At 39.8% G+C, this 12,099-nt stretch carries 8 protein-coding genes; 7 read left to right on the top strand and 1 reads right to left on the bottom strand.

Features of this window, described 5'->3' with window-relative positions; translation table 11 throughout:
• Window position 1 precedes the first annotated feature (1 nt).
• The gene (locus FN831_RS06820) at window positions 2-379 is read left to right on the top strand and encodes an Imm40 family immunity protein (protein ID WP_142527459.1); all 378 of its coding nucleotides are present in this window, start codon (window positions 2-4) and stop codon (window positions 377-379) included.
• Window positions 380-422: 43 nt separating this feature from the next.
• On the opposite strand, the gene FN831_RS06815 is transcribed toward FN831_RS06820, so the two are convergent.
• Window positions 423-758 carry an RstR family transcriptional repressor gene (locus tag FN831_RS06815; RefSeq protein ID WP_142527458.1) on the bottom strand — a complete coding sequence of 112 codons (336 nt, stop codon included), beginning with the start codon at window positions 756-758 and terminating at the stop codon, window positions 423-425.
• A gap of 145 nt (window positions 759-903) precedes the next feature.
• Here FN831_RS06815 and FN831_RS06810 point away from each other — a divergent pair, with 145 nt between their 5' ends.
• The 6 genes from FN831_RS06810 to FN831_RS06785 all read left to right on the top strand — a co-directional run bounded on the left by FN831_RS06810 (window position 904) and on the right by FN831_RS06785 (window position 12,023).
• Window positions 904-1,122 (top strand): SymE family type I addiction module toxin, encoded by a 219-nt coding sequence (locus tag FN831_RS06810; protein ID WP_142527457.1) that lies wholly within the window; start codon window positions 904-906, stop codon window positions 1,120-1,122.
• 1,112 nt (window positions 1,123-2,234) lie between these two features.
• Window positions 2,235-5,534: a hypothetical protein gene (locus FN831_RS06805; RefSeq protein WP_142527456.1), complete on the top strand. Its 3,300-nt coding sequence runs from the start codon at window positions 2,235-2,237 to the stop codon at window positions 5,532-5,534.
• A 251-nt stretch (window positions 5,535-5,785) separates the two neighbouring features.
• Complete coding sequence (locus tag FN831_RS06800) at window positions 5,786-9,118, top strand: DUF6443 domain-containing protein (protein ID WP_185960406.1); 3,333 nt, start codon at window positions 5,786-5,788, stop codon at window positions 9,116-9,118.
• On the top strand, window positions 9,119-9,577 hold the full coding sequence (locus tag FN831_RS06795; protein WP_142527454.1) for an immunity 26/phosphotriesterase HocA family protein: 459 nt from the start codon (window positions 9,119-9,121) through the stop codon (window positions 9,575-9,577). It abuts the gene before it with no gap.
• A gap of 354 nt (window positions 9,578-9,931) precedes the next feature.
• Window positions 9,932-10,861 (top strand): hypothetical protein, encoded by a 930-nt coding sequence (locus FN831_RS06790; RefSeq protein WP_142527453.1) that lies wholly within the window; start codon window positions 9,932-9,934, stop codon window positions 10,859-10,861.
• A 19-nt stretch (window positions 10,862-10,880) separates the two neighbouring features.
• On the top strand, window positions 10,881-12,023 hold the full coding sequence (locus tag FN831_RS06785) for a hypothetical protein (protein WP_142527452.1): 1,143 nt from the start codon (window positions 10,881-10,883) through the stop codon (window positions 12,021-12,023).
• The last annotated feature ends 76 nt before the right edge of the window (window positions 12,024-12,099 follow it).

Genomic DNA, 12,099 nt, shown 5'->3' with positions numbered 1-12,099 from the left:
TATGAAAACTTCAATTGCCTATTTTGATCTTGTAAAAGAAAAAGGATTGCCGTTAAGTGAAATTAATCCAGGTAGCGATGAAATGGCTTTGTCAGTAAAAGATGCTCTGGAAGCATTAGAATTACTTCGTGATAGTAAGGTAGCTGTTTTAGGCGGAGATATATATACTCAAGTAGATAATCAGCTTATTTATGCTTATAAACTTTGGGGAGAAAAATATGTCTATTTGAATTGGTATTGTGATAAAGTGGGTACTGAGAATGAAGCTGAATACTTATTACGTAGTTATATTACTGCCAAAGAAAGTATAGTAAAAGCCTTTGAAATATCTAAAGAACTTGAAAAGTCTTGTTACATCGTACTTGTAATTGAAGAATAAGATATATAGACAAAGAAAGTCAGGCTCTGCTTGGCTTTCTTTGTTATTGTCCGTAAGCTTTCCTAGTACTGGCATCTCTCAAAAAGGCATCAATAACAGCCAGTAGCTGTGTTTTATCGTCTTCCTGCAACTCTTCGATCTGTTGCATCCTTTTGACGATCTTTTTGTCAAAAGAGGCATTGGTTCCCTCTCCACTCAAATAATCAAGCGTCACTTCAAAAGTGCTGGCAATCTTCTTTGCCACCTCAATGGAAGGAATTGCCTCTTCACGTTCGTACTTGCCAATCATGACCCTTGAAATACCGCTTTTAGCAGCCAGATCACTTTGTGACCATCCTTTCTGATCTCTTAAAACTGATATGATCTTACCTGTGTTCATCCCTTAAAAGACACTTTTATGTGTAAAAACTTATGTCTGAATCAAAAATAAGGTAAATAAAAGGGATAATAAAATCCAATAGTACTTGACGGATTGTAGTGTATTAGATATATTTGTATCTAATAATTACCTAAACCGCTTTCCAATGAATACTAAAAGAGATAAAAACGTAAGATCAATTACATTTTGCGGCAAATATAATGGCAGCACAAGAGTTCCTGAACTCAGGTTAACAGGCCTGTGGCTGGAAAAGTTAGGCTTTGATATTGGCAGGACAATAGAGATTACTCCAAGTAAAGGAAAGCTGGTCATTAAAGCAGGGGAAAACAAGTATGAGAATGAACCAAAATATCCGGAGATATAGCATGAAGAAGTATATCACTTAAGGCAACTCGCGAAGGCCAAAGCAAAGGCTGAGGCAAAAGTTAAATCTCAATCCTGCAGTAAGCCTTTGTAATTGCCCTGATCGATTAGCTGATGATCTGCCCCAGAACAACCTTCAGGGTTAAAAAATCCAGCCAGCCCGAAAGGGGCTTCCCCCTGTGTTTTTTAGCCCTTCCCCCTGGCCCATGCTGCCGGTGAAACCGGCCCGTTGCTATATAACATAATACGAATTATTGTCACAGCAAGTGATCCAAAAAAAGGGTTTATTCAAGGCTGTGATAATAATAGTATTATGTTAAATAGCCGCTCGGCAGCCTCGGCCGATGCTCCGCCGTCTCCTTCCAGTCGGTCAACGGCGTGGCCTGCGGCAGCATGGTATTGTTAATTGATGGTGGCAGTGCAAGACTGGTCGGGGGAACAACCTTCGCCCTTTGAATCAAGGCCAGTGCACCCGCCCAACCTCTCGTCAATGAAAAGAGGCTTATGGTGGCTGCGCATCACCACGAGCCTCTTTTCATTGACGGAGGGAGCGATGCGCACCAACCCTAACAAGCACCATCATAGGTTCAGTTAGTTCATTTGTTAAATTTTGGAGTTTATCACAAAGACGGAAACCTTCTGCGATGATCCTTTAAATACAATACGGTTGGCTAGACTTTTTTCCTACTTGCATAAAATCCCAGACACTATCTGCTCATATTCAAATTTACTCTGTAGACTTTTAAATAAATGCTTCTAAAGTATAAAATGATCGAAGTTTAGCTGACTGTAACAGTTACTCCATATCCTAACATGCTATTAATATATAAAGTGTTTCTTATTAAGACTTATTTTGATACCTAAATATGTAATCTTGAAATTTATTATAAAATACCTTAGCTAAGTAAGATTTTAATTACCTAAATTAGGAAGGTGATTGTTTAAATATGGTATCTTTTTATAGTATAACATGAATTTGGAATTATGAAAGATATCAATTGATTGCTATTGTATCTCAATTTAAGGATTAAAACAAAATGACAAGATCAGAATAGTATAGCTTTTTTACTATTAATATAATATTCTATTAATTACGCTCAATACTTACAAAAAATGTCCAGATTAAAGCTCCCCAAAATTTACAGATGTCTTTTGATATTTCCTTTTTTACTTTATGGTCTGGCCACTTTGGGCCAGACTCCTACACTCACGCCTAGTATTGATAATGTAATTCCCCCTTCACCAAACGTCAGTTCTATCAATAAATTTGGTAGTATTCCAGTAGGGCAATCTACGGGAATACCGAGTATCAGTGTACCAATATATACATGGTCGGGCCGAAATTTTGGTAAATCGATTTCAATAAGTCTAGCATATCATAATAGTGGAGTTAAGGTTGATGAAACTGCATCAAATATTGGAATGGGATGGGCTTTGAATGCTGGCGGAGTTGTTTCGCGTACGGTGAGAGGTACTTACGATGAGCTTACAACAGATGGATTTTTATATAGAACAATGCCTCCGACCAGTTATGATGGAAACACATTTGATCTACCAGTGAATGAGCGGCTGTTTAATAAGATGAATGCAGGCAAGGTCGATTCCCAATGTGACATCTTTAATTATAATTTTAATGGGCGTAGCGGAAGTTTTGTATTAGGTAGAAATGGTGATATATTATTTTTAGAACAGACCAAGCTTAAAGTTGAAAAGTTTTTTGATAACATCAATGGGAATCAAGCATTTTCAAAATTTATTATTACAGATGAGAGTGGCTATAAATATGTTTTCGAAGATTATGAGCTCTCCATTAACAATCATGGACAATTTCCCTCTTTTACGTCTGCATGGTATTTAACTCACATTTACAATCCAACACAAAATGATTCCGTAGAATTCTTGTATGAAAATACGACGTTTACTAACTATTCCGGAGCAGGGAGTACAGAAGCAATTCCTCTCAATAACGATGGGTATGGTTATCCATCTCAGCTGAATTTCGGATCATCTACGGTGCTTCATGCAAAGCGCCCCAAAAAAATCACGTTTACAGATGGCAATACGGTAGAGTTCTTCTATGATAATATTCAAAGACAGGATTTACCTGGTGATTTTTTACTAAAAAAAATTATTATTTCTAAAAGCCAGTTATCTTATGGGTTCAAGCTTGACCATGATTATTCCATTTCTGATAGGGCAACATTAGTTAGCGTTACACCTTTTGGTGGGTCTTCTGAAACAATCGATAAACCTTATCGCTTTGAATACCTGACCAGCCAAACTTTGCCTCAGAAAGGAAGTGCCCAGCAGGATCATTGGGGATATGCAAACAATAATAACGGCGGCTTGATACCACATGAATATGTGAGGGCACCTAATGGACAATATAATCCTTGGAGGGAATTTCCCGGAGGGAACAGGGATACAGATCCCTTGCGAATGCTTGCTGGATCGATGACCAAGATCACCTATCCCACAGGAGGATATACGATTTTTGAGATGCAAGCTAATACGGCGAAAGACAATTGGCTTGAACAAAATGAGTCAGTTACTACTACTTTGCCGCCATATACCGACAGGGTTATGAATGAAGGGCTTAATAGCGACTTGAGTCCTGCAGCAAGCGTTTCATTTGTTTTTGGAGGGGAGACAAATACCAAGACAACATTCGACTTTTCTGTAAATCCTCTTGGAGGGAATTGTAACTCGGGATGCGGGATTAAACTGGAGTTATACAATAGCTCAAATTCTCTGATTACTACACAACAGATAAATTTTAGTGACCCTTCGGCAGACCCATATAAGATTACAAAACATTTTGAGTTAGGTGGTTTAGTTAAAAATCAGTCATACTTTGTTAAGGTGTATACCATAAACCTAAGCGGTTATTACGATTATATGGAATTGAAATGGAGGGAGACAAACGCTGGAGGTACTTCTACTGTAGTTTTAAGTCATGTGCAGCCTTTTGTTGGCGGTTTGCGTATTAAAAAGATTGCAGATTTTTCGGAGAATCAAAGTGTCCAAACTAAGGAATACGAGTACGTCAATGAAGATGGAATAACGTCGTCCGGAGCATTAGGCTTCCGACCCCAATATACTTATCAGGTTCATTATGAGCATAAATCTGATCCCGATTTATTTGAACAACCTTCCTACTCGGGCAATTTCAATTACAATTATGCTATCCGTACGAGCAACACAGTCAATGACATTGCATATGTTAATGGCAGTCCCGTAACTTATAAAAGGATTATAGAAAAAATTACTTCAAATGGTATGAGTTTAGGTAAGACTGTGCGGTATTTTAGCAATTTTGGAGACTATCCTGTAATAGGAAACGATGTTTTTCCTGCTGTTCCTAATGACATTAAGCCCTGGGCTTTAGGATTACTGCAAAAGGAAGAAGTATACAACGTTGCAGGAGAACTGGTACAGAAAACTGAAAATACATACAATTTGTATTCCGATAATTATTCCAGTGATGCCCAAAGAGTCGAAAATTTTCGTTCTGTTAGTATTGCGCCAGTAAAATTTTTATGGGCGGGTCCAAAAGATTCTTTTCCTCATATAGTACCGGATGCAGAGCCACATTATTTTTTAAGTTCAAATTTTACTCCGGTAGCTGGAAGGTCAGAAGTTGCCCGAAAAACAGTTACAGACTATTCAGGTATTTCGGCTATAGCAAAAGTTATCAACTACTCTTATGATCCTGATGATTATTATTTGAAGGAGACCGCTACTACTAACAGTAAGGGCGACATCCGTAAATTCGTTTCCGAGTATCCTAAAGACCGGGCAGCTACCGGGCCAAATGCAACTGTATTTGCTAATATGTATGCTAAAAACATGATAAATACTGTCGTTGGTGAAAAGGAGATCTTAAATTCTAATCCATTGATGTATCAGTGGAAGGATTATGCTTCATTGACAGCAAATCTTTTTGCCCCTTCAGCTGAGTATTCTAAACACGGAAATGAGGCCGAAGAACGGCGCGTGGAATATTCCAACTATGATACCCATGGAAATCTCGTGTCCGTGAAACTGAGTAGAGGTCCATCCATGTGCTACGTGTGGGGATATGGAGGGGACTATCTAATTGCCAAAATTACCAATGCAGACTACTCTACTGTGAAGAATATACTTGGAGGTGATGCAGGAGTGGAAAGTCTGCGAAGTGACAGGGATCCAAGCGATGCTACCATTGAGGCCTTGACGAATAATTTGCGTAATGCCTTACCTGGCGCCGAAATTGAAAACTTTACATATAATACTTTGGCTGGTATTACCAGTCATGTCGATGTGAAAGGCAACCATACTTTCTATCAATATGATGAATTTGGAAGGCTTCGATATGTAAAAGATCAAAACGGTAATATTATTAAACAAGCAGTATACAACTATAATAAGTAGTTCTTTTTTGAATTGTTCGTTGTCCAGCACATCATCAGCTAGAATTGTTGCTGGTAAAGCTATTAACAGATTTTTAACTCCCTATGTAGTTGCTTTGCATAGGGGATGATTTTCGGTGAAAATGGTAAATTTTCACGCATTAACTATCTACAAAAAATTACGCTATCACTATGAGACATCTATATTTAAGGCTTCTTATCTTTTTCGTATTATTATTCTCGGTGCTTCTATCATCCGCTCAAAATCTTGTGTTGGATACCTATAGCGGGCAATCTGAAATCAAGGCTGCAAGTAGTGTTACGCTGAAACCTGGTTTCTATGTTCCGCAAGGTAGTACAGTTCGGATTTATACGGGTGCATCTTTTCAGAATTGTGTTCCCCTGGCCAGCAATCCGAGCGCAGACAGGAATTATATCCTAACCAAAGTTTTCAAAATCCCTGGTGTACTCACTGATGCCCAGGCTAACCAGGCAGGGCGCAGTACCTGTGAAGTCAATCAAACCATTCAGTATCTGGACGGTCTTGGACGTCCCTCACAAAATGTTACTGTACAGGGAAGTCCTTCTTTTGCCGATGTGATTCAACCTGTTTCCTATGACCTGTTCGGCAGGGAAGATAAAAAATACCAGCCTTATACGGCCAGTTCTACAGGCGGCAGCTACCGTTCCGACGCCCTTCAGCCCGGTACTGGTCTGAGCGCATTTTATACATCTTCACAGGCTGGCATCACCCCAACTGCCTACCCCTTTAGCCAGATCGTATTTGAGGCCTCGCCTTTAAACCGTGTTGTGGAACAAGGGGCGCCCGGGCAATCCTGGCAGCCAGTTGCAGGCAGCAATACAGGTCATACCTCTAAAATAGATTATGGTACCAATACTTCTGATGATGCGGTCAAACTTTGGTTGATCAGCGGGGCGGGCGCATCTGCGGCTAATTATTATACTGCGGGAACTTTATACAAAACAGTTAGCAAAGATGAAAACTGGGTGCCTGCGGATGGTCATGCTGGTACGGTTGATGAATTTAAGGATCTGGAAGGACGTGTGGTACTGAGAAGAGTGTGGGAGAATAACAGCAAGAGCTTATCCACTTATTATATATTTAGTGACTTTGGAAACCTGAGCTATGTGCTTTCGCCGGCTGTGAATGAAAATGGCTCAAGCGTTTCCTCTTTTACTGAAAGTGATAATGTGTTTAACCAGTTTATCTATGGCTATCATTATGACGGGCGGAACCGGGTAATGGAAAAAAAGATCCCGGGCAAAGGCTGGGAGTTTATCGTTTACAATGCGCTGGACCAGGTGGTGATGAGTCAGGATGCGAACCAGCGCTCGGCCAATCAATGGCTTTTCAGTAAATATGATGCGCTGGGCAGGGTAGTAATTACCGGTGTATACGGTAATGCGAGCGGGCGTGCTGCATTACAGACGGCTTATGACAGCCATGCTGCCAACCAGGGCGCCTTGTGGGAAAGCAGAGATAATACTGGTGCACAGGGAACCGGGTATACAAATGCTGCGCTTCCCACTTCGGAGATTTTAGAATATTATACCTACTCCTACTACGACGACTACAATTTTTACAACAATACCTTTGGCCAGCCCAATGGAAGCAGCCAGGTGGGCAGCAGCAGGACCAAAGGACTGCCTATAGGCAGCCGTGTGAAAGTGCTTGGAAGCCAAACGATGCTGCTGAGCGTAAATTATTACGACCAGGAAGGCCGGATGATTACCAGCAAAAGCGAGAATCACCTGGGAGGAAGTGATCTTATCGACAATACCTATAATTTTGCAGGAGAACTGACAGCCAGTACGCGCAATCATAGTACTTCTGCAGGGAATGGGAATGTGGTTATAGCCAATCGCTATGAATATGACCACATGGGTCGTAAGATAGCGATCATGGAAAGCATCAACAGTCAGGGAGAAGTAGTACTAAACAAAACAAATTATAACGAGATTGGGCAACCGCTTTTGAAGAGTTTGCACAGTACGGATAACGGTACAAGTTACCTGGAGAACACCAGCTATTTATATAATGAGCGGGGATGGTTATCGAGCTCCTTAAGCGGGAACTTTAGCGTTCAGTTGAAATATGCTGATGGGACAACTCCCCAGTACAACGGTAATATTGCCAACCAGCTCTGGGGACCGGGGAACCTTGGCAATACATTTACCTATGGCTATGACCGTTTGAACCGTTTAACCACAGCGGCCTCACCAAATCTGGGAGAGAGTATCGCTTATGATGTAATGGGAAATGTCACGAGTCTTTCCCGCGAAGGATATGGTACAAATACCTATAGTGGTTATGCAGGTAACCAGCTCACACAGATCAGTGGTTTTACCAATAGCAGCTATGCGTATGATGCGAATGGTAATCTGCAAACAGATAGCCAAAAAGGGATCACCATTGGGTACAACTACTTAAACTTACCTAATGCAATCAGCGGCAGCAAGACGATCAGCTATACGTACGATGCATCAGGAAACAAATTGCGTAAAGCAAGCAGCCTAACAGGCACGACTGATTACATCAATGGTATCCAGCATAAAGGGGATGGCTCAGTGGATATCATCCTGACTGAGGAGGGATTGGCCAGGAACAATAGTGGAACCTATAGTTACGAGTATACCCTAACGGATCATTTGGGAAATAACCGGACCACTTTTTACAAAAACCCGAACGGTAGTTTGGAAGTGTTGCAAAGAGATGATTACTTTGCCTTTGGATTGAGGAGAGGAACACAGGCCGCTTCGAATGAAAATAAGTACCTTTATAACAAGAAGGAGTTACAGGAAGAGTTAGGGGAGTATGATTACGGGGCAAGGTTTTATGATCCGGTAATTGGAAGGTGGAACGTAATAGACCCATTGGCAGAGCAGGATCGAAGAGCAAGTCCTTATGCGTATGGGTTTGACGATCCGATCAGGCATACAGATCCGGACGGGATGTTTGGAGAAGATTTTGATGATGCATCAGGTCCAGGAGATAGATATAGTAATGGTGATCAGAAAGGATATATCAGAAATGCAACTGGCTACCTTAAAAGAACAGAGCCGATAAAAGCATTTGTAGCTGATTTAGCACATGATATATTGGATGGATTGGGATTAAATGCTGTCGATGATAAAATTCACGATATCAGATCTGGCTCAAATACTGCTAGAGATAAAGTGGAGTTGGCCTATAAAGTTTTTGATGCTGTTCTCGCCATTTCTACTTTACCAGAAGGAGGAGAAGGGAAAGCGTCAAGTAAAACTTATCAAACATATACCAAAGAAAGTAGGGTTGGAGGAGAAACATACTCTGGAAGAACTAGCGGCACAAAGACTCCAGAAGAAAATATTGCTAATAGAGATAAAAATCATCACATGAATTCAGACTTTGGACCAGCGAAGCTGGATAAATCTTCCTCGAATCGTGATGCTATCAGAGGGAGAGAGCAACAATTAATAAAACATTATGGTGGTGCGAAATCTGAAAAGGGAACATCTGGTAATGCAATAAATGGCGTGGGACCAAATAATCCTAAGAAAGAGCATTATGAAAGTGAGGCAAATAAAGAATTTAAAAGGAACTAAATGATAAAACAGAATAGAGTTATAGGTGATTTCTTAGAAATCAAGTTACCCAATGGTAAGTTGGCATATGCGAGAGTTTTAGATAAAGCTTCTGTGGCTATTTATAATGTGATTAATAAAAAGGCTTTAGATATATCTGAAGTGATGAAGCATGATATGCTTTTTACTGTGGCAGTATATAAAGACGTTATTGTAGATGGCAGATGGAGGAAGATTGGTAATAGACCTTTGGAAGAGGGTCTCAAAAAATTGCCAATGAAATTTATTCAGGATGAACTTAGTCCGGACTTTTTTGAATTATATAACCCAAACAATGGGGATATAATCCCGGCTAAAAAGGAAGATTGTATTGGTCTAGAAAGAGCATCAGTTTGGGAAGCTGAGAACGTAGAAGAGCGAATAGTAGATCACTTTAATGGGAAATCTAATATATGGGTGGAAAAAATGAAATTAAAGTAAAATACTTAACATTTCATATATTGATAATATATCTTTAACCCAGGAAAGCATTTTGAGAATATATTTGCTTTAAAATAAGGTGTTGACCATTGCTGATTTTCTATTCCATGTAATTTCTTCAAATGCAACAACTCCTTCAAGTGAGCCGGCTGTGAATGAAATTGGCTCAAGCCTCAGCTCTTTTACTGAAAGTGATAATATGTTTAACCAGTTTATCTACCTCTATGCGTAACCGGGTAATAGAAAAAAAGACCCCGGGCAAAGGCGTTATGACTAAATTCAGTAGGCTTTTGTGGGAAAAGTGTGCGCGGTAGAATTGATCCTATAAAAATAGAAATGATATATTAATAATATATGAAAACTACGTTTAAACATCTTCGCAATCTTCTGTTACTTTTATTCCTCTTTAATTCCAGTTCTGCACAAGTGCATCTCATTGGAAATAATTTTAATTTTCCAGGCTGGCATAAGCTCGGAATCTTGACCCTACCTCAGGGAGGAGCAGACGCTGAAGTTAAAATCATTGCCGGTGGCGGTTATAATGCGATTGCAAACCAGCAGGGAGAATGCACAATACATTTTAGAACAAGCAACGGGGATTCGAATAATAATGGCTTTTACGCTTCAGGCTCATTTTATAATAGTGGAAGGACTATCATTACTGATGTAGTCAAGGTTGTTCAGATAGAACAATCAACATGGGCTTTTTATGCCAATATCCCATCATATATCGGCTATGGGTCGGTGCTTAATCTCATCACAGGTCAGGGGGCATGGACGACTGATCTTGTCCGTGAGGAGCCACCTGCAAATTCAGTATTTCTTAATCTTACCGAAGAGTTTCTCGTACGAAGTGATTCTTATTTTATCGGTAATGTTGGAATTGGAACTTACACTCCACAGGAAAGACTTTCAGTTAATGGTAACATCCGCGCTCGGGAAATCAAGGTTGAAAATTCCAATTGGCCAGACTATGTTTTCGAGGATGCATATCAAAAAAAGTCTTTACCTGAACTGAATTTGTTTATTAAGCAATATAAACATTTACCCGGAATACCAACGGCACTTGAGGTTCACAAAAATGGTATAGAAGTAGGAGATATGAATGCAAAACTTTTACGAAAAATCGAGGAGCTAACCCTTCACCTGATCGAGAAAGATCAGAATGATACGAGGCAGAATGATATAATCATCCGTCAGCAAAAGCAAATAGATGAATTAATACAAACTAATCTGTCAATTTCAGACAAGTTGACTAAGTTAGAAAATCGTATTGCACCATAATCATTTAAATCTATATCAGATGAAAAATCTAAAACCGCTTTTTCAAGTAATTTTATTCTTTTTATCAGCAACTGCATGCGCTCAAGTAACAGAGTTCAGATACAATGGGGCTGCTGACGTACTTTTTTCCTTCCCCCCAAGAGGCTCAGGAGGCAGGGCCCTGGTCCACGATGACGGAAACGTTCTAGCTCTAAACTATGGTGGAGATTTTTCTGGAGGTGTAACTATCGGCACTACCTTTTTCTTTAAGCCTGGTAAATTGGGTATAGGAACAGCCGTACCAAAAGCCTCATTAGATGTCTTTGGTACAGCTTTAACCGGTGGTGTGAGTACAGATCCAACCAGTTCCTATGGAAATCTAAATTTCCTCACAAATTCCGGAAAGCTCTTCATTGGCTGGAATAGGACTGGAGGTGGTGGTGAAACAGATTTTATATCTAATGCTCAGGGAGGCGATAAAGGAGGTTTTGCTTTTTATAATCACGACAATTCCGGAAACCAAAGGCAATTGATGAATATTTTTGCAAATGGCAACGTTGGTATCGGTACAAATATTCCTCAAGCTTCCTTGGATATTAAAGGAGCATTTTCCACTGGGGGTGTAAGTACAGATTCCACAAGTCCGTATGGGAATCTCAATTTCCTGACAAATTCCGGTAAGTTATTTATCGGGTGGAACAGAACTGCGGGCGGGGGCGAAACAGATTTCATAGCCAATGCACAAGGTGGTGACAAAGGCGGATTTGCTTTTTACAACCATGATAACAACGGAAATGAGCAGCAGCTTATGTTTTTGCAAGCCAACGGTAATCTGGGCATTGGAACTCCGAATCCGAATGGATATAAGTTAGCTGTAAATGGAAATGTCCATGCAAAGGAAGTGAATATTACCATTGACGCTGCAACCTGGCCGGATTATATTTTTGAGCCTCTGTACAAATTAATGCCTTTGTCTGAACTTGATCAGTTTATCATAAAGAATAAACACTTACCTGAGATACCGTCTTCAACTCAAATAGAGAAACAAGGTATCAACGTAGCTGATATGAATGCGAAGCTGCTTAAAAAAGTAGAAGAACTTACCCTCTATCTTATGGAACTAAAACGAGATAACGATAAATTAACTGAGCGTGTTCAATTATTAGAAAAAAGCAGAAATTAATTTTTATTTCATAGAATAAATACTTTTATCAATATTGAAAAAATGGTCGTCTTGTTATAAATTTAACTAAGAGAAC

The sequence above is a fragment of the Pedobacter westerhofensis genome (assembly GCF_900182595.1).
Classification (GTDB): domain Bacteria; phylum Bacteroidota; class Bacteroidia; order Sphingobacteriales; family Sphingobacteriaceae; genus Pedobacter; species Pedobacter westerhofensis.
Note: the sequence above shows the minus strand (reverse complement) of the source record. Positions and strands in the feature narration are given on the sequence as shown.

What these genes read in the sequence shown, in the direction of transcription:
- FN831_RS06820 (WP_142527459.1), top strand. Translation starts at nt 2, where the DNA reads ATGAAAACTTCAATTGCCTATTTTGATCTTGTAAAAGAAAAAGGATTG.
- FN831_RS06815 (WP_142527458.1), bottom strand. Translation starts at nt 758, where the DNA reads ATGAACACAGGTAAGATCATATCAGTTTTAAGAGATCAGAAAGGATGG.
- FN831_RS06810 (WP_142527457.1), top strand. Translation starts at nt 904, where the DNA reads ATGAATACTAAAAGAGATAAAAACGTAAGATCAATTACATTTTGCGGC.
- FN831_RS06805 (WP_142527456.1), top strand. Translation starts at nt 2,235, where the DNA reads ATGTCCAGATTAAAGCTCCCCAAAATTTACAGATGTCTTTTGATATTT.
- FN831_RS06795 (WP_142527454.1), top strand. Translation starts at nt 9,119, where the DNA reads ATGATAAAACAGAATAGAGTTATAGGTGATTTCTTAGAAATCAAGTTA.
- FN831_RS06790 (WP_142527453.1), top strand. Translation starts at nt 9,932, where the DNA reads ATGAAAACTACGTTTAAACATCTTCGCAATCTTCTGTTACTTTTATTC.
- FN831_RS06785 (WP_142527452.1), top strand. Translation starts at nt 10,881, where the DNA reads ATGAAAAATCTAAAACCGCTTTTTCAAGTAATTTTATTCTTTTTATCA.